At 63.3% G+C, this 24,116-nt stretch carries 20 protein-coding genes; 10 read left to right on the top strand and 10 right to left on the bottom strand.

Features of this window, described 5'->3' with window-relative positions; translation table 11 throughout:
* The first annotated feature begins 5 nt into the window (after nt 1-5).
* Nucleotides 6-680 (top strand): HAD family hydrolase, encoded by a 675-nt coding sequence (locus tag BGRAMDRAFT_RS14195; protein ID WP_006049456.1) that lies wholly within the window; start codon nt 6-8, stop codon nt 678-680.
* Between the two features lie 312 nt (nt 681-992).
* Nucleotides 993-1,964, top strand: a complete 972-nt coding sequence (locus tag BGRAMDRAFT_RS14190; RefSeq protein WP_006049455.1) for a response regulator — start codon at nt 993-995, stop codon at nt 1,962-1,964.
* 169 nt (nt 1,965-2,133) lie between these two features.
* Here BGRAMDRAFT_RS14190 and BGRAMDRAFT_RS14185 read toward each other — a convergent pair whose 3' ends face one another.
* The 5 genes from BGRAMDRAFT_RS14185 to BGRAMDRAFT_RS14165 all read right to left on the bottom strand — a co-directional run bounded on the left by BGRAMDRAFT_RS14185 (nt 2,134) and on the right by BGRAMDRAFT_RS14165 (nt 6,678).
* Complete coding sequence (locus tag BGRAMDRAFT_RS14185) at nt 2,134-3,117, bottom strand: alpha/beta hydrolase (protein ID WP_006049454.1); 984 nt, start codon at nt 3,115-3,117, stop codon at nt 2,134-2,136.
* Nucleotides 3,110-3,625: a thioesterase family protein gene (locus tag BGRAMDRAFT_RS14180; RefSeq protein WP_006049453.1), complete on the bottom strand. Its 516-nt coding sequence runs from the start codon at nt 3,623-3,625 to the stop codon at nt 3,110-3,112. Before BGRAMDRAFT_RS14180 ends, BGRAMDRAFT_RS14185 begins: the two co-directional genes overlap by 8 nt.
* A 94-nt stretch (nt 3,626-3,719) precedes the next feature.
* The gene (locus BGRAMDRAFT_RS14175; protein ID WP_006049452.1) at nt 3,720-4,685 is read right to left on the bottom strand and encodes an L-carnitine dehydrogenase; all 966 of its coding nucleotides are present in this window, start codon (nt 4,683-4,685) and stop codon (nt 3,720-3,722) included.
* A 44-nt stretch (nt 4,686-4,729) separates the two neighbouring features.
* Nucleotides 4,730-5,659 carry a 3-dehydrocarnitine:acetyl-CoA trimethylamine transferase CdhC gene (gene cdhC / locus BGRAMDRAFT_RS14170; protein ID WP_006049451.1) on the bottom strand — a complete coding sequence of 310 codons (930 nt, stop codon included), beginning with the start codon at nt 5,657-5,659 and terminating at the stop codon, nt 4,730-4,732.
* A 44-nt stretch (nt 5,660-5,703) separates the two neighbouring features.
* Nucleotides 5,704-6,678, bottom strand: coding sequence for a choline ABC transporter substrate-binding protein (locus tag BGRAMDRAFT_RS14165; RefSeq protein ID WP_006049450.1), 975 nt, complete (start codon nt 6,676-6,678; stop codon nt 5,704-5,706).
* A 438-nt stretch (nt 6,679-7,116) separates the two neighbouring features.
* On the opposite strand from BGRAMDRAFT_RS14165, the gene BGRAMDRAFT_RS14155 reads away from it, so the two are divergent.
* Nucleotides 7,117-8,145, top strand: a complete 1,029-nt coding sequence (locus tag BGRAMDRAFT_RS14155) for a GlxA family transcriptional regulator (protein ID WP_006049449.1) — start codon at nt 7,117-7,119, stop codon at nt 8,143-8,145.
* Between the two features lie 111 nt (nt 8,146-8,256).
* Nucleotides 8,257-8,580 carry a DUF4148 domain-containing protein gene (locus tag BGRAMDRAFT_RS14150; protein ID WP_006049448.1) on the top strand — a complete coding sequence of 108 codons (324 nt, stop codon included), beginning with the start codon at nt 8,257-8,259 and terminating at the stop codon, nt 8,578-8,580.
* A 71-nt stretch (nt 8,581-8,651) separates the two neighbouring features.
* On the opposite strand, the gene gabD is transcribed toward BGRAMDRAFT_RS14150, so the two are convergent.
* From gabD to BGRAMDRAFT_RS14135, 3 genes are all read right to left on the bottom strand, one after another.
* The gene (gene gabD, locus BGRAMDRAFT_RS14145) at nt 8,652-10,112 is read right to left on the bottom strand and encodes an NADP-dependent succinate-semialdehyde dehydrogenase (RefSeq protein ID WP_006049447.1); all 1,461 of its coding nucleotides are present in this window, start codon (nt 10,110-10,112) and stop codon (nt 8,652-8,654) included.
* A 12-nt stretch (nt 10,113-10,124) separates the two neighbouring features.
* Nucleotides 10,125-11,414 carry a 4-aminobutyrate--2-oxoglutarate transaminase gene (locus tag BGRAMDRAFT_RS14140; RefSeq protein WP_006049446.1) on the bottom strand — a complete coding sequence of 430 codons (1,290 nt, stop codon included), beginning with the start codon at nt 11,412-11,414 and terminating at the stop codon, nt 10,125-10,127.
* A 156-nt stretch (nt 11,415-11,570) separates the two neighbouring features.
* Nucleotides 11,571-12,407 (bottom strand): DMT family transporter, encoded by an 837-nt coding sequence (locus tag BGRAMDRAFT_RS14135; RefSeq protein ID WP_006049445.1) that lies wholly within the window; start codon nt 12,405-12,407, stop codon nt 11,571-11,573.
* A 289-nt stretch (nt 12,408-12,696) separates the two neighbouring features.
* Between BGRAMDRAFT_RS14135 and BGRAMDRAFT_RS14130 the strand changes: the two genes are divergently transcribed.
* The 5 genes from BGRAMDRAFT_RS14130 (at nt 12,697) to BGRAMDRAFT_RS14110 (ending at nt 21,833) form a co-directional block, all read left to right on the top strand.
* On the top strand, nt 12,697-13,731 hold the full coding sequence (locus BGRAMDRAFT_RS14130; RefSeq protein WP_044021096.1) for a M14 family zinc carboxypeptidase: 1,035 nt from the start codon (nt 12,697-12,699) through the stop codon (nt 13,729-13,731).
* The gene (locus BGRAMDRAFT_RS14125) at nt 13,728-14,507 is read left to right on the top strand and encodes an alpha/beta fold hydrolase (protein WP_006049443.1); all 780 of its coding nucleotides are present in this window, start codon (nt 13,728-13,730) and stop codon (nt 14,505-14,507) included. The genes BGRAMDRAFT_RS14130 and BGRAMDRAFT_RS14125 overlap by 4 nt, the downstream gene beginning before the upstream one ends.
* Nucleotides 14,508-14,686: 179 nt before the next feature.
* On the top strand, nt 14,687-19,546 hold the full coding sequence (locus tag BGRAMDRAFT_RS14120; RefSeq protein WP_006049442.1) for an NAD-glutamate dehydrogenase: 4,860 nt from the start codon (nt 14,687-14,689) through the stop codon (nt 19,544-19,546).
* Nucleotides 19,547-19,683: 137 nt separating this feature from the next.
* Nucleotides 19,684-20,589 (top strand): cation diffusion facilitator family transporter, encoded by a 906-nt coding sequence (locus tag BGRAMDRAFT_RS14115; protein ID WP_006049441.1) that lies wholly within the window; start codon nt 19,684-19,686, stop codon nt 20,587-20,589.
* A 170-nt stretch (nt 20,590-20,759) separates the two neighbouring features.
* On the top strand, nt 20,760-21,833 hold the full coding sequence (locus BGRAMDRAFT_RS14110; RefSeq protein ID WP_006049440.1) for a purine-nucleoside phosphorylase: 1,074 nt from the start codon (nt 20,760-20,762) through the stop codon (nt 21,831-21,833).
* Nucleotides 21,834-22,078: 245 nt separating this feature from the next.
* On the opposite strand, the gene BGRAMDRAFT_RS14105 is transcribed toward BGRAMDRAFT_RS14110, so the two are convergent.
* On the bottom strand, nt 22,079-22,390 hold the full coding sequence (locus tag BGRAMDRAFT_RS14105) for a DUF4148 domain-containing protein (RefSeq protein ID WP_006049439.1): 312 nt from the start codon (nt 22,388-22,390) through the stop codon (nt 22,079-22,081).
* A gap of 223 nt (nt 22,391-22,613) precedes the next feature.
* Entirely contained in the window at nt 22,614-23,618 is a 1,005-nt protein-coding gene (locus BGRAMDRAFT_RS14100; RefSeq protein ID WP_006049438.1) for a LysR family transcriptional regulator, read from the bottom strand.
* Nucleotides 23,619-23,790: 172 nt separating this feature from the next.
* On the opposite strand from BGRAMDRAFT_RS14100, the gene BGRAMDRAFT_RS14095 reads away from it, so the two are divergent.
* A partial coding sequence (locus BGRAMDRAFT_RS14095) for an alpha/beta hydrolase (RefSeq protein ID WP_044021141.1) occupies nt 23,791-24,116 on the top strand: 326 nt, incomplete at its 3' end.

Raw genomic sequence — 24,116 nt, 5'->3', positions numbered from 1 at the left:
CCACCATGCGTATCCAGACCTCATTTCTGTTCGATCTCGACGGCACGCTCGTCGATAGCGTCTATCAACACGTGCTGGCCTGGAAAGAAGCGCTCGACAGCGAAGGCATTTCGTTGTCCGTGTGGCGGATTCATCGAAAGATCGGCATGAGCGGCGGTCTCTTCACCAATCAGCTTCTGCGCGAGACGCACGGCGACATCAGCGTCGAGCGCGGCGAGCGTCTTCGTCATGCGCACGCGGCGGCGTATAAAAGGTTGCGCGCGCAAGTATGTCCGCTGCCGGGCGCGCGCGAGCTGCTCGATGCGCTCACGCAAGCGGGCACGCCGTGGGCCGTGGCGACCAGCGGCCGCATGGAAACCGCGGCGGTGAATCTCGAGGCGCTCGGCGTCGATCCGTCAAAAGCAGTCGTCGTGACGCGCGACGACGTCAAATACGCGAAGCCCGATCCCGATCTTTTCATCGCGGCCGCCGAACGTCTCGGCGTGCAGATCGAACACTCGGTCGTGGTCGGCGACAGCATCTGGGACATGCTCGCGGCGCGCCGCTGCCGCGCGCTCGGCGTGGGCCTGCTGTCGGGCGGCTACGGCACGGAAGAGCTCGAACGTGCCGGCGCGCTGCGCGTCTACGACGACCCCGCGGCTCTGCTCGATCATCTCGACGAAGTAGCCTCGCGACCGTAGTCGCGCGCATTGCGGCATGACGCGGCCGCGACGAAATGCGCTGGCCGCGCCTCGTTTTTTGCATCGCCCATTGGTTTCATTCAGACCGCATACGCTGCTGCAAACACACGGAACTTTGTACTGTTGCAGCCAGGAGCCCTGCACTCCCTGTACTATATGGATCAACGGGAACCGGCCCGGCAACAGCGATAGAAAGACCGGCGTGTACGCAGTGGCGGCGCGCCCGGCATGTTCCACGTGAGCGCATGCGGCGACCGGCGAGCCTGTCACGGCGATCCCGCCTGCGGCGGGGCTGACGAACCACGTGAAAATATGAACAAGTTTATTCGACCACCCGTCTCCTATCCGACCACGGTTGTTTTCGTCGACGACAACGACAACTACCTCGACGCGCTGCGCCGTTTCTTCCCGGATGTTTCCACCAATCTGTTTTTCTCGCGTCCGCAAACGGCGCTGGCTTTTATCCGTCAGCACGCGCGCGAAAACTCGCTCGAGTTCGCGCCGGCTTCCGCGTGTTTGAGCGAGACGGGCTTTGAACGCTTCGTCGAAACGTCGCCGCAGCGCGACGTGCTGGCGCGCGATTCGCGTTTCTCCGAGGTAGCCGCGGTCGTGGTGGACTACGACATGCCCGGCATAAGCGGCGTCGAGTTTCTGTCGTCCATCTCCAACCTGCATTGCGCAAAAATCCTGCTGACGGGCGTCGCCGACGAAACCGTCGCCGTCAAGGCATTCAATGCGGGCATTGTCGATTTATATCTGCGCAAGACCGACGCGGATTCGGCGAACCGGCTCGTGCATTTTCTGAAGGACGCGAAGAGCCGCCATTGCTCCGAGGCCGGTTGGCTCGCATTGGGCGAGAACGGCATCACGTATTGCGATCCGCGCACGCGCAGCGTGATCGATCAGGTCGTGAAGGACAAAGGCATCGTCGAGTATTACTGGCGTCCCGAGCAGAATGCCATTCTGATGTTCGATCGCGAGGGAAGGGCGAGCGTGTTCGTCGCGTGGGCCGAGCACGACTGGATTGCGCAAGGCGAAATCGTCGCGGACGAAAGCGGCCCGGCCGAGTTGCTCAGGCAGATGGCCGTGCGCGAGGTCATGCCGCTCTTCTGGCCGCATCTTGCGTTCCGGTCGAATGTCGAATTCAGAATGCTTAAGCCGCAGCCCATTCCCGGTTGGGGTGACGCGTTCTACTGCTGGAGCCAGGTGGAGTCGCCGGAAGTGGCGCAAGGCGGCGTCAGGCCGCTGACGTTCGCGCAGTGGCGCAGCGACAGGGCACGCTAGGGCTGCCGGCACGACGAGACATTCCATGCTGTTGGGGAAATGCGCGATGTGGCCATTCATGCGCGACAAGAGCCATGCAATTCCGATAGGGCTCGCGTAACGGCGCCTGGATGACGACGCATTGGCGCGGTTTTATTGATCGCCCATAAGGCCCATGCGAATGAGCCGCTCAAGCCGCTCCGGCGTTCGCGCACAGAAAGCGGCACACTTCGTCATGCATGGCTTGCACGCCAGGGCTCGATTCAATGGCGCGCCAGCAGCCATGCACGAGTCCCGCGCCGATCCATAGCCGCGCTTGTCCGCCCGCCGCCTGAATGCGTTCGGCGAATACGCGGGCGTCATCTCTGAGCGGATCGTGCTCCGCGCCGATCGCGAGCGTAGGCGGAAGGCTGCCATAACGTGCGGCGTCGAGCGGCACCGTCCACACGGGATACGGCGCGCTTTCGCCCGAACTGCGGCCACAACTTCCGCCCCAATACATGTCGCGAAACGCGTGGACGTCGGCGAGCGTCAGCATCGGCGCGTGCGCTTCGGTATCGCGTGCGGGCGGCTGCGGGTCGGTGCCGAGCATCGGATAGATCAGCGCAACACCGCGTATGCCGTCGATGCCCTCGTCGCGCAAACGCATCGCCACGCTGGCCGCGAGCGTGCCGCCGGCACTGTCGCCGGCCAGTTGCAACGCGGCGTCGGCGGGAAGATCGAAGGGCAGTCTGCGTTGCAGGGCGGCGCGCGTGATCTCCAGGCAGTCGTCGTGCGCGGCCGGCGCGCGGTGTTCGGGCGCGAGCCGGTAATCGACGGCGATCACGTCGAGGCCCGTGTCCGCAGCAAGACGCGCCGTGATCAGTTGATGGCTATCGAGCGATCCAAGCACGAAGCCGCCGCCGTGGAAGTACAGCACGACGCCGCGCGGCATGTCGTCCGCTTTGGCACGGTTGCGATAGAGCCGCAACGCAATCGGATGACCCGCAGCGGCCTCGAATTGCGCATCTTCGGTGACGACTTCCGGCGGCAACGGCGGAGTGAGCGCGCCCGCGTAACGGTCATAGGCTTCGCGTTGCTCGGGCGGCGCGATGGACGCGCCCGACGTGTTATGTCCTCCGGGATACAGCGCGGCGGCTCGCGCGATGAACGCCGCCATTTGCGGCTCAAGCATGCTGTTGGCTCCGGCTGCGTTGCGCGGCGGCGGGCAGGCCGATCATGCGGCCCGCGTAGGCGGCGGCGGGTAATGCGGCTTGCGCGTCGGCCAGTTCTTTTACGCGCGCGGCGACATCGGCGTCGAATGCGACGGAGCGTGGCCCGCTCGTATCGACATGCAGCAGCATTTGCTCGCCGGCGGCGACTGGCGTGTCGCCTTCGTCGGCGAACATTTCGAGGTAGAGATGTAGCCGCTTCGTGTCATGCGCGAGCACGCGCATATCGACACGCACGCGCGTGCCTTCCTTGATCTCATGCAGATAGTTGATGTGCGCTTCGAGCGTGTAGATAGAGCGGCCGCGTTCCTTGCGCACGGCGTCGGGCAAACCGATCCGGTCGATCAGCTCGTCGGTCGCGAAGCTGAAGATCAGCATGTAGAACGCGTCGCGCAAATGGCCGTTGTAGTCGACCCATTCCGCGCGGACCGTGTCGCGATAGCAGGGCAGGGAAGAAGCGGTTTGCGGCATGCTGCGGGTCTCCGTGGTCTTGGGTTTGTGTGCGGCGTGCGGCGTGCGGCGTGCGGCGTGCGACGCGCGAATCGGGTCGCGCGCCGCGCCGGCGTCAATCCGCAGCCGTCAACCCATGCCGCGCCTTCGCCTCGCCGATCGCCGCGAGCACGCTCGTGATGCAGTCGTCGCGATAGCGCTCCAGTTGCTTGATCGAGCGCGGGCCGACCTGTTCGGCGGTGCCGTCGACAACGCGGTCGATCAGTTCGTCCGTCAGCTTCGGCGCTATCAGTTTAGTCCACGGAAGCTCCAGCGCGGGACCGAATTGCTGCATGAAATGGCGCATGCCCGCGTCGCCGCCCGCGAGCGTGTAGGTCAGGAACGTCCCCATGAAAGACCAGCGGATGCCCGCGCCGAAGCGGATCGCGTCGTCGATTTCGCCGGTGGTCGCGACGCCCTCGTTGACCAGATGCAGCGCCTCGCGCCACAGCGCTTCGAGCAGCCGGTCGGCGATGAAGCCGGGCACTTCCTTGCGAACGCGCAGCGGGCGCATCGATAGCGAGCGATAAATGCGCAGCGCGGCGTCGATGGTCTCAGAAGCCGTGCGCTCGCCGCCGAGCACTTCCACGAGCGGCAGCAGATAAACCGGATTGAACGGATGCCCGACGATGCAGCGCTCCGGGTTCACAGTGCGTGCATAGAAATCGCTCGGCAAAAGCCCGGACGTCGACGACGCGATGATCGCGTCGGGCTTCGCCGCGCGGCTGATCTGCTCGTGCAACGCGAGCTTCAATTCCTCGCGCTCGGGCGCGCTTTCCTGAATGAAGTCGGCGTCGGCGACACACGCCTCGATCGTATCGACAAAGCGCAATCGCGATGGCGACGCGCCTTCCGCGAGGCCGACGCGCTCGAGCGCGGGCCATGCATTCGCGACGTTCTCGCGCAACTGTTTTTCCGCGCCCGGCGCCGGATCCCACGCGATCACGTCGAGCCCGTGCGCGAGCGCGCGCGCCACCCAGCCGCTGCCGATCACGCCCGCGCCGATCGCGGCAAATGTTTTGATGTTGACGATCACTGCCATTGCTGACGTTTCCTTGTTTGCCTATGCGTTGCTGGTTGTCGCGATCACGCGTATTCGCCGGCTGCGCGCCGTTCGAGTTGCCGTTCGCCGCGCGCGGGCAAGCCGAGCTTGCGCCGGCCTTCGGCGGGCGTCAGTGCGCGTCCGCCAAGACGCTCGATGATTTCCACCGCGCGCTGCACGAGCGTGCCGTTGGTTGCGGGCACACCTTTATCGAGCCAGATGTTGTCTTCGAGGCCGACGCGCACGTGGCCGCCGAGCAGCATCGCCTGCGCGACCATCGGCATCTGCATGCGGCCGATGCCGAAGCCGGCCCATTGCGCGCCGGGCGGCAGGTTGTCGGCCATCGCTTTCATGGTCGTCGTATCGGCGGGCGCCCCCCAGGGAATGCCGAGGCATAGCTGAAAGAGCGGCGGCGCGTCGAGCAGCCCTTCCTTGAGCAACTGCTTCGCGAACCACAAGTGCCCCGTGTCGAAGATCTCCAGTTCGGGTTTTACGCCCAGTTCCTGAATGCGCGCTGCACCGGCGCGCAATTGCGCGGGCGTCGATACATAGATATAGTCGCCGTCGCCGAAATTGAGCGTGCCGCAATCGAGCGTGCAGATTTCCGGCAACAGCTCCTCGACGTGCGCGAGGCGCGTCAGGCCGCCGACCAGGTCCGTATTCGCACCGAAGCGCATGGGATCTTCGCCGGGACCGATTTCCAGATCGCCGCCCATGCCCGCGGTCAGATTGATGATGACGTCCGTGCCCGACGAGCGGATTCGGTCGACCACTTCGCGATACAGCTGCGGATCGCGGCTGCCGCGTCCGGTCCTCGGATCGCGGACGTGGCAGTGCGCGACGGTCGCGCCTGCTTTCGCGGCTTCGATGGCGGCCTCGGCGATCTGCTTCGGCGTAACCGGAATCGCGGGATGCTTGCCGACGGTGTCGCCGGCGCCGGTGACCGCGCAGGTCACGATGACTTCATGGTTCATGCGTGCAAGTTCCTGTAGATGTTCAATGCGCGACGCTTCGGGAATCAAAGCCCGAGATAGGCTTTCACCGCAGGCAAACCGTCCTTGCCGTCGTAGGTCTTCACGCCGGCGAGCCACGCGTCGAGTATTTGCGGGTTTTTCTTCAGATAGGCTTTCGCGGCATCGGCGGGCTTTTGCTTGTTCATCACCGATTGCATCACCACGTTTTCGAGCTGCGTCGAAAAGCGCAGATTGCTTACGAGCTTGCCCGCGTTGGGGCAACGCGTCAGGTAGTCGGGCGACGTCAACGTATAAACGCGCGCTTCGCCGTCGTTGGGGCCGAACACGCCGTCGCTGCCGGACAGGTACTTCATGTCGATCTGAATGTTCATCGGATGCGGTTCCCAGCCGAGAAACACCACCCATTTCTTGTCGCGGATCGCGCGCTCCACTGAAACGAGCATGCCCGCTTCGCTCGATTCGATCAGCTTGAAGCCGCCGAGGCCGAACTTGTTGGTGGCGATCATCTTCTGGATGGCCGCGTTGGCGCTGCTGCCGGGCTCGATGCCGTAGATCTTGCCGTCGAGCTGATCGCGATGTTTCGCGATGTCGGCGAATGTTTTGAGGCCCGCGTCGTACGCATAGCCCGGCACGGCGAAGGTTGCTTTTGCGCCGGTCAGGTTGGGCGGCTGCAGCACGTCGATTGCCTTCGAGTCGACGAACGGCGCAATCGCTTTCTCCTGCACCGGCCACCAGTAGCCGAGCGACACGTCGAGCTGTTTCGTCTTCAGACCGGCAAACGAAATCGGCACAGAAGCAACGGTCGTGACCGGCTGATAACCGAGCCCTTCGAAGACCGTGGAGGCGAGCGCGGTGGTCGACGTGATGTCCGTCCAGCCGATGTCGGCGAAACGCACCGCGCGGCACGCGGGCGGATCCTGCGCAAACGCGGGCAGCGCGGCGACGGCGGCGCTGCCCGCGGCCGCGAGGCAGGCAAGCCGGGCAAGTTGGGCAAGCAAGGTGGTGATGCGTGACTTCATGACCTTCCCCTATTGACGCTTATGCACGTCTGACAGCGCGTTTTCGAAAGGGCCGCTTTGATGCGCGAATGCGAAGCGCGGCCCACCGGCAAGTGCTAAGTGATAAGTGATGCGTGAGGTGCTATGTGAGTCCATCGACGATGCGGTCGGAATGGCACTAACGTTAATGCCCCATATTGCCGCCAAAGCGACCATCAGCGACCCGTTCTTGCTTCCACGCGACAACGAGGGAAAACCAGCATGCGCGAGCGGGTGTCGGCATTGCAGCGAGCTTCCGGCGGCATTGCAGCGCGGCATCGGCTATGGACAAATTTTGGCGCGCCTTGTCCGCTCGCAGTCTGCTTGCTACGCTCGCCGGGAACCGCGCGTTCGCTTGCGCTTTTCGCTGCTTTCGACTGCTTGTCCCTTTCACGCCGCCTTTCACGGGATTCCCGCGACATGCCTGAAGAAATATCGTTTTTGCTGCTGCCGGGCTATTCGGCGATCGGCTTCATGTCCGCCGTCGAGCCCTTGCGCGTGGCGAACCGCTTTCGCGGCGAGTTGTACCGATGGCGCATTCTCAGTCTGGACGGCGCGCCGGTTGCAGCGAGCAACGGGATTTCGATCAACGCGGACGCGGCCATCGGCGACGTGCGTGATCTGGGTGGCACGGACAGCACGGCGACGCTCTTCGTCGTGGCGGGCTTCGAGCCGCTCGCCTGCTACACGCGCGAACTCGCCGAATGGTTGAAGCGGCTCGAGCGCGCGGGCGCGACGCTCGGCGGCATCGACACGGGCAGCTTCGTGCTCGCCGAAGCCGGGCTGCTGGGCGGCGCGGACAACGTGACCGTGCATTGGGAGGCGCTCTCGGCATTTCGCGAGCGTTATCCGTCGCTGGATGCCAGTCAGGAACTGTTCGAGATCGGCGCGCGGCGCATCACGTGCGCGGGCGGCACTGCGTCGATCGACATGATGCTCGACCTGATCGGACGCAAGCACGGCGCGGCGCTCGCGTCGGCGGTGTCGGAGCAGTTCGTGGTGAGCCGCATCCGTCAGCGCTCCGACCATCAGCGCATGGAGATTGCCGCGCGCTACGGCGTGCACAACCGCAAGCTGATCCAGGTGATCGGCGTGATGGAGCAGCACATGGAAGAGCCGCTGACGCCCGACCGGCTCGCGCAGGAAATCGGCGTGACGCGCCGGCAACTGGAGCGGCTCTTTTGCGCGTCGCTGAAGGACACGCCGACGCACTTCTATCTGCAGTTGCGGCTCGGCCGCGCGCGCGAGCTTTTGCAACAGACCGACATGTCGATCACGTCGATTTGCGTCGCCTGCGGATTCGAGTCGCCGTCGCACTTCTCGCGGACTTATCGCGCGCGATTCGGTGCAAGCCCGAGGAGCGACCGGCAGGCGAGCGGCGGTTTGGTGCCACCCAAAGCGCTAATTAATGCGCGTGTTGAAGGATTATCACAAGCGCAGCAACAGTGAATTCATCGATTCGGGGTTTACCCTAGGTCGCCGCCCTCCTAGACTGTGTTCATCGGCTGAAGACACAACGCCTTCAGCACCTGACAAAACAATCTTTGGAGGTAGGTCATCATGAAATCGCTGATCGAAGCTGCTGTTATCGCCGCTCTTATTTCCGCACCGCTTGCTGCTTTTGCCCAATCGAACCAGCCGGTCACGCGCGCTCAGGTTCGCGCCGAACTGGTTCAACTGGAGAAGGCCGGCTACAACCCGGCCACGTCGAACGACTACGATTACCCGGCGAACATCCAGGCCGCCGAAGCGCGCGTCGCCGCGCAGAACGGCACCGCTCAGACGAGCGGCTATGGCTCGGCGACCAATGGATCGTCGCAAACGGGCGGCCGGGCTGAAGTCACTTCGAGCTCGTATTCGGCGCCGGTTTATGTCGGCCACTGATGGACGGCGGCGCGGCGAGGTTCGTCGCGCGATAGGTCAAAAACGGCACGCATCGGCGTGCCGTCCCCCCTTCAAACCCCACCCACACACATATACTTGACGACCACATAATCGTCGATGCCATAGTGCGAGCCTTCGCGCCCCAGACCCGACTGCTTGACGCCGCCAAACGGCGCCACTTCGTTCGAAATCAGTCCGGTGTTGATCCCTACCATGCCGTACTCGAGCGCTTCCGCGACGCGCCATACGCGCCCGATGTCGCGGCTATAAAAGTACGACGCAAGACCGAACTCGGTATCGTTCGCGAGCCGGATTACTTCGTCGTCCGATGAAAAACGGAACAGCGGCGCGAGCGGCCCGAAGGTTTCGTCGCGCGCTACTTTCATGTCGGGCGTGACATCCGCGAGCACGGTCGGCTCGAAGAAGCCGTGACCGAGCGCATGACGCTTGCCGCCCGTGAGCACGCGCGCGCCTTTGGCGAGCGCGTCCTCGATATGCGACTCGACCTTGAGCACAGCCGCTTCGTTGATCAGTGGACCTTGCGTGACGCCGGCCTCGGTGCCGCGGCCCACTTGCAGTTGTTCGACGGCGGCGCGCAATTTGTCGGCGAAGGCATCGTAGACCTTGTCGTGCACGTAGAAGCGGTTCGTGCACACGCAGGTCTGGCCGCTGTTGCGATACTTCGACGCAATCGCGCCGGCCACGGCGGCGTCGAGATCCGCGTCGTCGAAAACGATGAACGGCGCGTTGCCGCCCAGTTCCAGCGATACCTTCTTCACCGTCGGCGCGCACTGCGCCATCAAGAGACGCCCGACCGGCGTCGAGCCCGTGAACGACAGCTTGCGCACGACCGGATTGCCGGTCATTTCTGCGCCGATCGCCTTCGGCTCGCCCGTCACCACATTGAACACACCGCGCGGCACGCCCGCGCGTTCCGCGAGCACGGCGAGCGCGAGCGCCGAGAGCGGCGTGGCTTCAGCCGGTTTGACGATGATCGGGCAGCCCGCCGCGAGCGCCGGGCCGACCTTGCGCGTAATCATCGCGGCCGGGAAATTCCACGGCGTGATGGCGGCGCACACGCCGACCGGTTCCTTCGTCACGACAATGCGCTTGTCGCTCGCGGGCGTCGGAATCGTGTCGCCATTCACGCGCTTGCCTTCTTCCGCGAACCATTCGAGGAACGACGCGGCGTATTGAATCTCGCCCTTGGCCTCGGCAAGCGGCTTGCCTTGCTCGGTGGTGAGAATCAGCGCGAGGTCGTCGGCGTTCTCCAGCATCAGGTCGTGCCATTTGCGCAGGACCACCGCGCGTTGCTTCGCGGTGCTTGCCCGCCATGCGGGCCACGCGGCGTTCGCCGAGTCGATGGCGCGGCGCGTTTCCGCCGCACCCATGCGCGGCACCGTCGCGATTACTTCGCCGGTCGCGGGATTCACGACGTCGAAGGTCGCGCCGTCGTCGGCGCCTTGCCATTCGCCCGCAATGTAGGCGGCGGTCTTCAGCAGGGACGGGTCTTTCAGAGTCAGCGTGGTCATCGGTCGATTTCCTCAGGCTGCGACAGCAACGCTGTCCTTGATGACGTCCTCGAGAATGGCGAGCGCCTCGTCGAAGACGGCGTCCTGAATCGTCAACGGAAACAGGAAGCGCACCACGTTTGAATAAACGCCGCACACGAGCAGCAGCAGGCCGCGTTCGAGCGCGCGCGCCTGCACGCGCTTCGTGAAGTCCGCGTCCGGCTCCACGCTGCCCGGCTTGCAGAACTCAACGGCCACCATGCCGCCAGGGCCACGCACATCGGCGATTTGCGGCGCATCTTTTTGCAGTTCGATCAGCTTGGCCTTGACGCGATCGCCGAGAACGACGGCGCGCTCGCACAGCTTCTCTTCGTCGATGATGTCGAGCACCGCATGCGCCGCCGCCAGCGCGAGCGGATTGCCCGCGTACGTGCCGCCGAGTCCGCCGGGCGCCGCGGCGTCCATCACGTCGGCGCGGCCGATGACGCCCGACAGCGGCATGCCGCCCGCGAGGCTCTTGGCGACCGTCATCAGGTCAGGCACGACGTCGTAGTGATGCATCGCGAACAGCTTGCCGGTGCGCGCGAAGCCGGTTTGCACTTCATCGGCGATCAGCAGAATGCCGTGCTCGTTGCACAGCTTGCGCAGGGCGCGCACGAACTCGGCCGGCGCGGGATAGAAGCCGCCTTCGCCCTGGACCGGTTCGAAGATGATCGCGGCCACGCGCTTGGGATCGATGTCGGCCTTGAACAGGAACTCGATGGCCTTCAGCGAATCGGCGGTGGTCACGCCATGCAGCGGATTCGGAAACGGCGCATGGAACACGTCCGACGGGAACGGCCCGAAGCCGAGCTTGTACGGCGCGACCTTGCCGGTCAGCGCCATGCCCATCAGCGTGCGACCGTGAAAGCCGCCGGTGAAGGCGATCACGCCCGGACGCCCGGTCGCGGCGCGCGCGATCTTGATCGCGTTTTCGACGGCTTCGGCGCCGGTCGTGAAGAAAGCGGTTTTCTTCGGATGATCGCCGGGCGCACGCTCGTTGAGCTTTTCAGCGAGTTCGACATACGACGCGTACGGCACGATCTGATACGCGGTGTGCGTGAAATGATCGAGCTGGTCGCGAATCGCGGCCACGATTTTCGGATGACGATGGCCCGTGTTGCACACGGCGATCCCCGCGGCGAAGTCGATGAAGCGGCGGCCTTCCACGTCCCAAAGCTCCGCGTTTTCGGCCCGCGCCGCGTAAAAATCGCACATTACGCCGACGCCGCGCGGCGTGGCTGCGTCCTTGCGGCTCTTCAGTTCTGCGTTCTTCAGGTTCATCACGTGGCTCCTCGCTGTCGGCGGACGCCGCGCGGCAAGGCGCGGCACATGCAGCGACTATAGTGAGATTTGGCTCTGAGCTTCAGAGCCATTTCTATAAAAATGTAGGAGCCAATTTGGCCGGCGAGCGGATTCACCGGGCGCGGCGGATTTGCGTCAGATGCGAATCAGCACTGCCCCGAGCGTAACAAGCGCGCACGCCACGATGCGCCGCGCGGTCAGCTTCTCGCGCATGAACAGCCAGCCGATCAGCACCGCGAAGATCGAGCTCAATTCGCGCAGCGCGGAGACCATCGCGATCGGCAGATAGCGGTAAGCCTCGATGATCAGGCAATACGCGAACAACGCGAGCGCGCCCGACGCGATGCCCTTGAGCACCACCGCGCGGCCGATGAACAGCCCCTTCGCCCCGCCGCGCCAATGCCACGCGAGCAGGAACTGCGGCACATTCCAGATCAGGTAGACCCACATGATGTAACTGAGGCCATTGCCCGCGACGCGCGCGCCGATTCCGTCGACAACCGAATAGGTGGAGATGAAAAAGCCCGTCAGCAGCGCGAACGGCACGCTCTCGCCGGAGAAGCGCATGCCGCGCCGAAACGCGAGCGAAACGATGCCGCACGACACCAGCGCGACGCCGATGGCGGCGAGCGGTTTCAGCGATTCATGAGCGAACACGAGCGCGCCGACGAATACCAGCATCGGCGACAGGCCGCGCGCAATCGGATAGATCTGGCCGAAGTCGCCGCTTCGATAAGCGCGGATCAACGCGAGCAGATAGCCGAACTCGAGCACGACCGACGCGAAGATATACGGCCACGCGGCAGGCGCGGGCATCGGCAGGACGATCACGCCGACCGCGCTCACGGCGAGGTAAGGAATCGCCATCATGCCGAGCAGCCAGATGCGGTCTTCCGACAGATGCAGGAACGCATTCCACGTCGCGTGGAGCAGCGCCGACAGCAGGACCAGCAGGACGACGACGGTTTCCATGGAAGGCGAGAACGGGCCAAGGGTTAGCTGGCCCGACTCCGGCCGCAAGCCCGTGATTATTCCAGCAGAACGCGCGACGCGATGAGTGGGCGACTAAAGCAAAGGGGCTTTATGGGGCGAAAATCGCAAATTTGTGGCGCCGAAAATGACGGGCAAATGACGGCCAAATGACGTGCGTGTGACGGCGTTTCACATCTGTTCAGCCGTCATGCAGGTTGACTTGCAGCCAGGCTATATTGCGTCATTCGCCGTGCCGTCCCTGACATCCCGCACTCCTCGCGACGCCCACATGCAGCCTTTGAGCTTCCTTCCCGACACCTTTGCGGAGTACGAAGATCTCAAGACGATCCTCGATCAGGGCAGCGCGAGCTTCGCGATCCGCACGGTCTGCGAGACGACGGTGCGCGGCCGGCGCTTCGGCGTGCATACCGCGAGCATCGGCTCGACCGATCCGCAGGCGCCGGCCATCGGCTTCTTCGGCGGCATTCATGGGCTCGAGCGAATCGGCTCGCAACTCGTGCTCGACTACATGCGCGCGCTGCTCGCGCGGCTCGAATGGGACGAACTGCTCGTCCGCCAACTGCAGTCCATCCGTCTCGTCTTCATGCCGATCGTCAATCCTGGTGGGATGTGGGCGGCCACGCGCGCTAATCCGAACGGCGTCGACCTGATGCGCAATGCGCCGCAAAACGCCGACGAACGCGTGCCGCTGCTCGCCGGCGGCCAGCGCGTCGGCGCATGGCTGCCGTGGTATCGCGGACGCCGCGGCGCTCCGATGGAAGCCGAGGCTGCCGCGCTGCTTCAGGTGGTCGAAACGGAACTGGCGGCGCGGCCGTTGAGCATCGCGCTCGATTGCCATTCGGGCTACGGCTGGAGCGACAGCATCTGGTTTCCGTACGCGCGCACTCGCAAGCTGATGCCGCATTTGCCGGAAATGTACGTGCTGAAAACGATGTTCGAGCGCTCGCATCCGCATCATGGCTACACGTTCGAGCCGCAAAGCCATCAATATCTGCTGCACGGCGACCTGTGGGACTTCGCGTACGACCGCGCGCCCGCACCCAACGTCTTTCTGCCGATGACGCTCGAACTCGGCTCATGGCTGTGGATCAAGAAGAACCCGCGCCAATTGTTTTCGCGCCAGGGCTTCTTCAATCCGGTGAAGGCGCATCGCACGGCGCGCGTGTTGCGGCGTCACGCGAACCTGCTGGATTTTCTGGCGCGCGCGGCTTTCTCGTCGCAGCGCTGGCTGCCGCAAGGCAATCGCCGCGAGCAATTGCTGCAAAGCGCGATTGATCACTGGTACAGGGCGCACACCGCATGAGCACGTGGATTTTGCTGCGCGGCCTGACACGCGAGACGCGTCATTGGGGACGCCTGCCCGACGCGTTGCGCGAAGCCACTGGCGGCGCGCCGCATCTGCTGCTGCTCGATCTGCCGGGCAACGGCGAATTCGCGCAGTTGCGCGCGCCGTCGACGGTCGCCGCGATGGTCGACTTCGTGCGCGGGGCTGCCCGGCAACGAGGCGCGGCGGGCCCGTTCAACATACTGGCGATGTCGCTCGGCGGCATGGTCGCGACCGCCTGGGCGCGGCGGCATGCCGATGACATCGAGCGGCTCGTGTTGATCAACACGAGCATGCGTCCGTTCAGCCGCGTGCATGAGCGGCTGCGTCCGTCGGCGTGGCCGGGTCTCGCGACAGTTGCTACGCATTGGCACGACGCGACGCGTGCCGAGACTGTTATTCATCGGTTGACGTGCAATAACGCCGACACGCTCCAGGCCGATCTTGAATCATGGGCCACGATTCGCCGCAGCGCACCGGTGAGCCGCGGCAATGCATGGCGGCAACTGTGGGCGGCGGCGCGCTTTACCGCGGACGCGGCAAAACCGGCTTGCCCGCTGCTGCTTCTGTCGTCGCGCGACGACCGGCTCGTTGATCCCGCATGTTCGGCAAGGCTCGCGGCGGCGTGGGGCGCGCCGCATCGCGAGCATGCATGGGCCGGTCACGATCTGCCGCACGACGACCCCGCGTGGGTCGCCGAGCAGATCCGCGCATGGCTTGCCCACGAAACCGTCGAGAGCACGGCCACGCGTTAAGCCGCGCTAAGCCAGCCGCGTTAAGCCGCAATTGCGCGCTTGCAGCATAAGACGAGGCAGCGGGTATAACCTAACTCGCGGCGCCGGTTGCCCTGCTGCATGCAGGTGCATAATCGTTCCTCAGACGATGCATCCGATCCGGGCAATTCCCACATTGCCGCCAACCGGGGGAGTTCATCATGCAAGCAAAGAACGAAGAAGCCGTCACGCACTTGCTGAACGATGTCGTCGAGTTTGCACGAGCGCGCTTGCCCGAGCCGGCGTTTGACATCGTCGAACCGTTTTTGCGGCACTACTACGATTTCGTCGATGCCGACGATCTGCAAAGCCGCTCCATCCCCGATCTGTACGGCGCCGCGCTCGCGCACTGGCAGACCGCGCAGCGCTTCGTGCCGGGCAAGGAAAGGTTGCGCGTCTATAACCCGATTCTCGAACAGCATGGCTGGCATTCCGATCACACGGTGATCGAGATCGTCAACGACGACATGCCGTTCCTGGTCGACTCCGTTTCGATGGCGGTCAACCGCCAGGGACTCGCGCTGCATTCGGTCGTGCATCCGGTGTTTCGCATCTGGCGCGGCGCCGATGGCGACATCGCGCGCGTGACGCAAGGCGCCGAAGAAGCCGCCGACACGCGCTCGCAACTGGCCTCGTTCATTCACTTCGAAGTGGACCGTTGCGGCGACGCGGCAAAGCTCGATGCGCTGCGCGACGACATCGCGAAAGTGCTGCGCGACGTGCGCGCCGCGGTGGAAGACTGGCCGAAGATAGTCGAACTCGCGCGCGTCACGATCAAAGGCATGAAGGTCGGCGAGAGCGGGCCGGATGCGATGGAAGCGCGCGCGTTCCTCGAATGGATGGTCGCCGATCATTTCACGTTTCTCGGCCAGCGCGACTATGAACTGGTGCAACAACAAGGCACGGGCTACGGCTTGCGTGCGGTGCCGGGTTCGGGCCTCGGCATCATGCGCGACGAATTGCGCGCAAGCGCTGACGGCGCGGCGGCCGCATCGGAAGTAACTGTATTGCCTCCGGCCGCCGCCGAAATCATTTCAAGCGCGTCGCCGATCTTTCTCACCAAGGCCAACTCGCGCGCGACCGTGCATCGGCCAGGCTACCTGGATTATGTCGGCATCAAGCTGACGGGCGCGGACGGCAAGGTGATCGGCGAGCGGCGCTTCATCGGGCTTTACACATCCACCGCGTATTTTTTGTCGGCGGCGGAGATTCCTATCGTGCGGCGCAAATGCGCAAATATCGTGAGACGGGCCGGATTCTTGCCAAAAGGTCATCTCGCGAAATCGCTCGTGACGGTGCTCGAAACCTATCCGCGCGACGAACTCTTCCAGGCCGACGAAAACCAGCTCTACGATACCGCGCTCGGTGTACTGCGTTTGCAGGAACATCAGCGCACGCGTCTTTTCGTGCGGCGCGATCGCTTCGACCGCTTCGTGTCGTGCCTCGTGTTCGTGCCGCGCGACAAGTACAACACCGATTTGCGGCAACGTATCGCCAATCTGCTCGCGGATGCCTTCAACGGAGCCAGCGTCGAATTCACGCCGCTGCTTTCGGAATCGACACTCGCGCGGATTCACTTCGTGGTTCATGCAAAGCCGGGCGGCATGCCGCGTGTCGACACACGCGAACTCGAAGCGCGCCTCGTGCAGGTCGCGCGCCGCTGGCAGGACGATCTTGCCGATGCGCTGCTCGACGCATTCGGCGAAGAGCAGGGCAACCGTCTGCTGCAACACTACGCGGATTCGTTTCCGCCGGGCTATCGCGATGACTATGCCGCGCGCACGGCAGTACGCGACATCGAGTTGATCGAACGCGTGCAGGGCAGCGAGCGGCTCGCGATGAACCTCTATCGTCCGATCGAAGCCGGGCCGCGCGCGTTCCGCTTCAAGGTGTATCGCGCGGGCATGCCGATCGCGCTGTCGCGCAGTTTGCCGATGCTCGAACATCTCGGCGTGCGCGTCGATGAAGAGCGGCCATATCTGATCGAGGCGCTCGGCTCGACGCCAGCATGGATTCACGACTTCGGCCTCGAACTCGCCGACGACGCCGAGTTCGACATCGAGCGCGTGAAGGATCTTTTCGAAGACGCGTTCGAGCAGGTCTGGACCGGCGCGATAGAAAGCGACGACTTCAACCGCCTCGTTCTGCGTGCGCAATTGAGCGCGCGCGAAGTGACGATACTGCGCGCGTATGCGAAGTATCTGCGCCAGGTCGGCTCCACGTTCAGCGACGCGTATATCGAGCGCGCGGTGACCGGCAATCCCGCGATTGCGCGAATGCTCGTCGAATTGTTTGTCGCGCGTTTCGATCCGGCGCATGGCGGCACACGCGAAGCGCGCATCGAGAACTTGATGAAGACGATCGACGGCGCGCTCGATCAGGTTCCGAATCTCGACGAAGACCGCATCCTGCGGCAGTTTCTCGGCGTCATCAAGGCGACGCAGCGCACCAACTATTACGTGTTCGATGCGGATGGCAAGCCGAAGCCGTATCTGTCGTTCAAGTTCAATCCCGCGCAAGTGCCCGGCTTGCCCGAGCCCAAGCCGATGTTCGAAATATGGGTCTATTCGCCGCGCGTGGAAGGCGTGCATTTGCGCGGCGGACGTGTCGCGCGCGGCGGCTTGCGCTGGTCCGATCGTCGCGAGGATTTCCGCACGGAAGTGCTCGGCCTGATGAAGGCGCAGATGGTGAAGAACGTCGTGATCGTGCCGGTCGGCTCGAAGGGCGGCTTCGTCGTGAAGAACCCGCCGCCGCAAAGCGAGCGCGATGCCTGGATGCGCGAAGGCATTGCCTGCTATCAAACGTTTCTGCGCGGCCTGCTCGATCTGACCGACAACCTTGCGGGCACAACCGTCGTGCCGCCGCGCGACGTGGTGCGGCACGATCCCGACGACCCGTATCTGGTCGTTGCCGCCGACAAAGGCACGGCCACGTTCTCCGACTACGCGAACGCGATCTCGCAGGAATATGGCTTCTGGCTCGACGACGCATTCGCGTCCGGCGGTTCGGTCGGCTACGACCACAAGAAGATGGCGATTACCGCGCGTGGCGCGTGGGAGTCGGTGAAGCGGCACTTCCGCGAAATGGGCGTCGATACTCAAACGATGGACTTCACGGTGGTCGGCATCGGCGATATGTCGGGCGACGTGTTCGGCAACGGCATGCTGCTGTCGCCGCATATCAGGCTCGTGGCCGCGTTCGATCATCGGCATATTTTCCTCGACCCGAATCCCGATCCGGCGACGAGTCTTGCCGAGCGCGGGCGGCTCTTTCTTCTCGACCGTTCGAGTTGGGCCGACTACGATCCTTCGCTGATTTCAGCGGGCGGCGGCATATTTCCGCGCACCGCCAAGACGATTCCGTTGTCGCCCGCGGTGCAGTCGGTGCTCGGTATCAGTGCGCCGGCGTTGTCGCCCGCCGAACTGATGCGCGCGATTTTGCAGGCGCCCGTCGATCTGCTTTACAACGGCGGCATCGGCACCTACGTGAAGGCGACGCGCGAAACGCATCTGCAAGTGGGCGACCGCGCGAACGATACGATCCGCGTGAACGGCGCCGAATTGCGCTGCAAAGTCGTGGCCGAAGGCGGCAATCTCGGGCTCACGCAACTCGGCCGCATTGAATTCGCGCAGCGCGGCGGGCGCATCAATACGGATGCAATCGACAACTCGGCCGGTGTCGACTGCTCGGACCACGAGGTCAACATCAAGATCCTGCTCGGACTGGTCGTGGCCGACGGCGAGATGACCGACAAGCAGCGCAATGCGCTGCTCGCCGAAATGACAGATGAAGTCGGCCTGCTCGTGCTGAAGGACAACTATTACCAGACGCAGGCACTGTCGATTGCAGGCCGTTTCGGCGTCGAACTGCTTGATGCGGAAGCGCGCCTCATGCGTTTTCTCGAACGCGCGGGCCGCCTGAATCGCGGGATCGAGTTTCTTCCTAGCGACGAAGACGTGGCCGAGCGGCAAGCCGCCAAACAAGGACTCACCACGCCCGAGCGCGCGGTGCTGCTCGCCTATAGCAAGATGTGGCTGTACGACGCGCTGCTCGATTCGCCGGTGCCGGAAGATCCGCTCGTCAGCGACATGCTGATCGAATACTTTCCGAAGCCCTTGCGTCAGCGTTTCAGCGAGCCGATGCAGCGGCACCCGCTGCGCCGCGAGATTCTCGCCACGCATCTCACGAACGCACTGGTGAACCGCGTCGGCTGCGAGTTCGTGCACCGGCTGATGGAGGAGACCGACGCGCGGCCCGGCGACATCGTGCGGGCCTGCATCATGGCGCGCGATGTGTTCGACCTCGATCACGTTTGGCACAGCATCGACGCGCTCGATAACCGCGTCGCCGACGACGTGCAGGCACGCATGTTCGTCGAAGTCGCGCGGCTCGTCGAACGCTCGGCGTTGTGGTTCTTGCGGCATCTGTCGTCGCCGGCGGTGAATGGCGACGACGTGACGGATCTGCTCGCGCGTTGCCGCGACGCCGCGCAACGTCTCGCGCCGCAATGGCCCGCGCTGTTGCCGGCCGCGGATCTCGAAGCGCTGTCCGAACGACAACGCGTGCTGGTGGATGCGGGCGTCGACAGTGACCTCGCGGTACGCATCGCCAGTGGCGAAATCTCGGCTGCGCTGCTCGACATTGCGGAAGTGGCGTCGACGTGCGAGCGCAAACTCGAACTCGTGGCGGGCGTGTATTTCGCGCTCGGCACGCTGCTGAATTACCACTGGATCAGCGAACGCGCGGCCGCGCTGCCCGCGCCGTCGCACTGGGACATGCTCGCGCGCGCATCGGCATTGGCGGAACTCGCGCGCCTCAAACGCGCGCTCACCACGAGCGCGCTCGCCGGCGCAGACGACTCAGCCGCGCCCGACACGCTGGTTCATGCCTGGCGCGACAGGCGCGGCGCACAACTGGAACGCTATGCGCGTTTGCTTGCCGATCTGCGCGCCACGGGGGGCGCGAGTCTGTCGATGCTGCTGGTGATCGTGCGCGAGATGGCCGCGCTCGAGAGGGCATGAGGGTTGCGTGGAGAGTGCGTTGACGGCGCGGCGCAACACATGGCGCGCCGCTGTTGGACATGCTGTGCGGCATGGCCATAATACGCATTCCCGGAAGCCGAAAGCCTTTCGCAAATTGAACAACGCCCTCGATAACGATGAAAGAAGAATCGCCGAAAGCCATTATTTATGCGCTGGCCGCCAACTTTGGTATTGCCGTTTGCAAGTTCGCTGCCGCTTCATTCACCGGTTCCGGCTCGATGTTCGCCGAAGCCATTCACTCGACCGCCGACTGCGGTAATCAATTGCTGCTGCTGTTCGGCCTGCGTCAGGCGCGCCGGCCGGCGAGTCCCTTGCATCCAATGGGCGGCGGCCGCGAGATCAACTTCTATTCGCTGCTCGTCGCGTTACTGCTGTTCTTCGTGGGCGGCGCGTTTTCCGTCTATGAAGGCGTGCATCGGCTGATGGCGCGCGAGCCATTGCAGTACGCGTATGTCGCGCTCGTGGTGCTGGGCGTGTCGGTGGTGCTCGAGGCGTTTTCGCTGTGGGGCGCGCTCAGGGAAATCCGCCGCGTGCATCCTGAGAAAAACATCTGGCGATGGTTCAGGGAAACGCGCGAGTCGGAACTACTGGTAGTCGCTGGCGAAGATATTGCCGCGCTGGTGGGCCTCGCGATCGCGTTTGCCGCGGTGCTGCTCACGCTCGTGACCGGCAATCCTGTCTATGACGCGTTTGGCTCCATCGCCGTCGGCTTGCTGCTGATGGTGATCGCGGGACTGGTGGCGCGCGAGGTGAAGTCGATGATCGTCGGCGAATCGGCGAGCCCCGAAGTGCGCCGCGCCATCGAGGCGCATTTGCGCGCGCGCAGCGAAATTCGCGGCATCATCAATATGATCACGCTGCAATGGGGACGTCATGTCGTGGTCGCGGTGCAGGCCGAGATGATCGACTATGCGAGCGGCCGCGCGATGGTCGATGCGATCAACATCATCGAGGCCGATTTGCAGGCCGCCTTTCCGCAAGTGCGCTGGGTGTTTTTCGAACCGGATGTACCGCGCGCGTGATTTTCCTTTTTCTGGTGCACGCGACTGGCGACTCGCCACTCGCGGAGAGCTTCGTGCGATTAACGTAATCGACGTGTCGTGTAGTGGACAATAATTTCGTCGCATCTATACTTCTTCCGGCTTGAAGCGGCACTCTCCCCAACTGCATCACAAGCAAAAGGAAGATCACGATGCTGACTCGCACATTGGGCGCGCTATCCGTCATTGCACTCGCGGCATGCGCAGCCTTTACTTCCGGACCCGCAAGCGCGGACGACAGCGACGCTTTCTCGCATGGCGACGGCGGCTCGCGCGGGCGGCCGGTCAAGGTGATGATCATCTCGATGTTCGGTCCCGAGGGCCAGGTGTGGCTCGACAAGCTCGGACCGTGGCGCGATATTCCGGTGGACGGCTTGTCGCCGGATTATCCGGCAGTGCATTGCAACCGCCAGGACGTCTGCGTGATGACGACCGGCATGGGCCACACGAATGCCGCGGCGTCCATCATGGCGCTGACGTTCTCGCCGCGTTTCGATTTGCGGCATACGTATTTCATGGTCGCGGGCATTGCCGGCATCGATCCTCAGCAGGGCACGGTGGGCTCGGCGGCGTGGGCGAAATATCTCGTCGACTTCGGCATTCAATGGGAAATTGACGGGCGCGAAATTCCGGCCGGCTGGAACACCGGCTATCTTGGGATCAATACAAAGAGCCCCTCGGAAAAGCCGCCGCTCGATTACCGCACCGAAGTATTCCAGCTCAATATGCAGCTTGCCGATACGGCATTCGCTTTATCGCGCAACGTTGTGCTTTCGGACAATGCGCAGGCGCAGGCTGCGCGCGCCAAGTATTCGTACGCGCCGGCTAATCGTCCGCCGACGGTCATTCAATGCGATACGCTCGCCGGCGACACATGGTGGTCCGGCACATTGCTCGGGCAACGCGCTCGCGACTGGACCAAAATATTGACCGATGGAAAGGGCACGTATTGCACGACGCAGCAGGAAGACAATGCGACGTATGAAGCACTGAAACGCGCGGCTTCGGTGCATAAGGTCGATTTGAACCGCGTGGCTGTAGTGCGTGCGGGCTCGGATTTCGACCGCCCTTATGACGGACAGACGAGCGCCGATAACTTGCTCAACTACTCAGCGCAAGGCGGCTTTACGATTGCGCTGGAAAACCTGTATCGCTCGGGCAATCCGCTTGTGCAGGACATTGTCACGCACTGGGGCGAATGGCGCGAAGGCGTGCCGAAGCGCTAATCCAATGATTGCAACAAGGGCCGCCCGATGTGAACCGCGGCCCTTGTTGCAATGGCGCGGCGCATTAGCGTTGCGGCGCGCGATACGGCGTCCATACTGCGGAGTCCGTGTTCCAGTGGTCGAGTTCCGATGGTGTCATGGTGTGCTCCTTTATAAAGTGCTGAAGTCTGTTGGGCTCGCCGTCATCGGCATTTAATCCGGATGGCTAACTATTGCGGCGAGCTTCTTGTTGCATTGCTGAGAATTTACTGACCGTTTGCCACGCGCGTGACATCGCCATTCGCGCCTTCCTGCAGCGCGATACGCGCGGCTTGCGTCTGGCCGATCAAGCCTTTGTTCGGATACGTCGTGCGATTGAGCGAAGGCAGCGAGCCGTCGCGATAGGCGGCGACCAGTTCGGCCTGCACTTCGGCGCGCGTCTTGCCGCCCGTCGCCGTCGTCGAGGCGGTGGGTTGAGTCTGATAGCTGCCTGCGTGGCCGATGCCGTTGCTCTGTGCGAATACCGGCGCGCTCACGAGCAGCGAGAGAGTAAGACCTGCGAGAAGATTGCGTTTCATGATTCACTCCTGTCGATTCATTTGCAGCACGACGGGTGCTGCGACAGGGTGAAATGTAGACTTCGAGCGAGCGCCGATAAATTGCGCTTTCGCGAAATGAATTGTCGCGATTCCAGAACAATCGAACGACAAGCCTTATAAACACAGGCCGAAACAACAACCGCGGCATTAGCGCCGCGGTTGGAATTCACTGTTTCACTATCTGCACTTCAATTGAGTTGAGTCACGCGACCCATTCGGATATAACCGGTGTGTCGAGTGCCGGAGCGGACTCGCGTTCTTCGAGCGTGCGCTTCGAGCAGGTTGCGTCGAGCGTGCCGCGGCCACTCAGTAGTGGGCAACGGTCGAACACTTCCGCAATCCAGTCTACGAAAACACGGACTTTAGGCGACAGATGCCGACTGTGCGGATAGACTGCCGAAATAGGCATCGGCAAAGGCTTCATCTCGGGCAGTACTTCTACGAGTTGGCCCGCACGCAAATGCGGCAGCACCATGAAGAGCGCCGGCTGAATCAGGCCAAAACCTTCCAGCCCGCAGGTCACGTAGGCATCGGCGTCGTTCACCGACACAATGCTCTTCATTTTTACTTCAACCTCTTTACCATCAACCAGGAATGCCCAATCGAGCGTGCGTCCCGTGCGGCTCGAGAAGTAATTGACTGCTTTGTGATTTTCCAGGTCCTCGAGCGAAGTCGGCATGCCGGCCCGTTCGATGTACTCCGGCGACGCACACGACACGCCCTCGAAGAGGCCGATCCGTCGCGCCACCAGCGAGGAATCCTGCAGCGCGCCGACGCGCACCACGCAATCCACGCCTTCCTGCAGCAAGTCGACCGGCCGGTCCGACAAGCCGAGTTGCAGATCGATGTCCGGGTAGCGCTTGTGGAATTCACATAGTTGCGGAATCACCAGCAGGCGGCCAATCGAACCCGGCATGTCGATGCGCAGCTTGCCGTGCGGCTTTTTATTGCCGCTCTGAAAACTGGCCTCGGTCTCTTCCACGTCCGCGAGGATGCGCACGCAGCGTTCGTAGTACGCCGCGCCGTCCGGCGTGAGCGACAGGCGCCGCGTCGTGCGGTGCATGAGCCGTGTGCCGAGGAACGCTTCGAGGTTCTGAATGATCGTGGTAACCGATGCGCGCGGCAGGTCGAGCGTTTCAGCCGCGCGAGTAAAGCTGTTTGTGTCGACGACACGCGTGAACACTTGCATGGCCTGAAGCCGGTCCATTGCAAACCTCCAGAAGGGGCAGGCGTACTGAGCAGGATTCGAATCCGCCGAGCAATCGGTTCGATTGTTCAGAGGGGCCGAATTGTGTTGCCGGATTATAGGCATTTATTTACGAGTCTGCCGAACCCACAATTCGCACCATTGAAGTTCTTTGCGCATTGCGCGGCTCGACATGGAAGCATTCAAACCGCCGTACTCATTTGTGCCCGCCGGCATTGCGCCGGCCGGGGCCGACAGCACGGCACTCGAAGTCACTGACGTACAGATAGAAGGACACGCGCAGGACATCACGTTGCGTTTGTACCGGCAGCCGAAGAAAACAGCACTGCCGGTACTGCTTTATTTTCACGGCGGCGGTTTTACGAAGGGGTCGATCGATCAGGCCGACTTTGCGTCGCGCTATTTCGCAGAACATTTACCTGCATTGGTGGTGTCGGTCGGTTATTCGCTCGCGCCGCAGTTTCCATTTCCCGCTGCGCCCGAAGACGCACATCGCGC

It is taken from the genome of Paraburkholderia graminis C4D1M (assembly GCF_000172415.1).
GTDB lineage: Bacteria > Pseudomonadota > Gammaproteobacteria > Burkholderiales > Burkholderiaceae > Paraburkholderia > Paraburkholderia graminis.
This window is presented reverse-complemented; position numbering and strand designations above follow the sequence as displayed.

What these genes read in the sequence shown, in the direction of transcription:
- BGRAMDRAFT_RS14195 (WP_006049456.1), top strand. Translation starts at nt 6, where the DNA reads ATGCGTATCCAGACCTCATTTCTGTTCGATCTCGACGGCACGCTCGTC.
- BGRAMDRAFT_RS14190 (WP_006049455.1), top strand. Translation starts at nt 993, where the DNA reads ATGAACAAGTTTATTCGACCACCCGTCTCCTATCCGACCACGGTTGTT.
- BGRAMDRAFT_RS14185 (WP_006049454.1), bottom strand. Translation starts at nt 3,117, where the DNA reads ATGCTTGAGCCGCAAATGGCGGCGTTCATCGCGCGAGCCGCCGCGCTG.
- BGRAMDRAFT_RS14180 (WP_006049453.1), bottom strand. Translation starts at nt 3,625, where the DNA reads ATGCCGCAAACCGCTTCTTCCCTGCCCTGCTATCGCGACACGGTCCGC.
- BGRAMDRAFT_RS14175 (WP_006049452.1), bottom strand. Translation starts at nt 4,685, where the DNA reads ATGGCAGTGATCGTCAACATCAAAACATTTGCCGCGATCGGCGCGGGC.
- cdhC (WP_006049451.1), bottom strand. Translation starts at nt 5,659, where the DNA reads ATGAACCATGAAGTCATCGTGACCTGCGCGGTCACCGGCGCCGGCGAC.
- BGRAMDRAFT_RS14165 (WP_006049450.1), bottom strand. Translation starts at nt 6,678, where the DNA reads ATGAAGTCACGCATCACCACCTTGCTTGCCCAACTTGCCCGGCTTGCC.
- BGRAMDRAFT_RS14155 (WP_006049449.1), top strand. Translation starts at nt 7,117, where the DNA reads ATGCCTGAAGAAATATCGTTTTTGCTGCTGCCGGGCTATTCGGCGATC.
- BGRAMDRAFT_RS14150 (WP_006049448.1), top strand. Translation starts at nt 8,257, where the DNA reads ATGAAATCGCTGATCGAAGCTGCTGTTATCGCCGCTCTTATTTCCGCA.
- gabD (WP_006049447.1), bottom strand. Translation starts at nt 10,112, where the DNA reads ATGACCACGCTGACTCTGAAAGACCCGTCCCTGCTGAAGACCGCCGCC.
- BGRAMDRAFT_RS14140 (WP_006049446.1), bottom strand. Translation starts at nt 11,414, where the DNA reads ATGAACCTGAAGAACGCAGAACTGAAGAGCCGCAAGGACGCAGCCACG.
- BGRAMDRAFT_RS14135 (WP_006049445.1), bottom strand. Translation starts at nt 12,407, where the DNA reads ATGGAAACCGTCGTCGTCCTGCTGGTCCTGCTGTCGGCGCTGCTCCAC.
- BGRAMDRAFT_RS14130 (WP_044021096.1), top strand. Translation starts at nt 12,697, where the DNA reads ATGCAGCCTTTGAGCTTCCTTCCCGACACCTTTGCGGAGTACGAAGAT.
- BGRAMDRAFT_RS14125 (WP_006049443.1), top strand. Translation starts at nt 13,728, where the DNA reads ATGAGCACGTGGATTTTGCTGCGCGGCCTGACACGCGAGACGCGTCAT.
- BGRAMDRAFT_RS14120 (WP_006049442.1), top strand. Translation starts at nt 14,687, where the DNA reads ATGCAAGCAAAGAACGAAGAAGCCGTCACGCACTTGCTGAACGATGTC.
- BGRAMDRAFT_RS14115 (WP_006049441.1), top strand. Translation starts at nt 19,684, where the DNA reads ATGAAAGAAGAATCGCCGAAAGCCATTATTTATGCGCTGGCCGCCAAC.
- BGRAMDRAFT_RS14110 (WP_006049440.1), top strand. Translation starts at nt 20,760, where the DNA reads ATGCTGACTCGCACATTGGGCGCGCTATCCGTCATTGCACTCGCGGCA.
- BGRAMDRAFT_RS14105 (WP_006049439.1), bottom strand. Translation starts at nt 22,390, where the DNA reads ATGAAACGCAATCTTCTCGCAGGTCTTACTCTCTCGCTGCTCGTGAGC.
- BGRAMDRAFT_RS14100 (WP_006049438.1), bottom strand. Translation starts at nt 23,618, where the DNA reads ATGGACCGGCTTCAGGCCATGCAAGTGTTCACGCGTGTCGTCGACACA.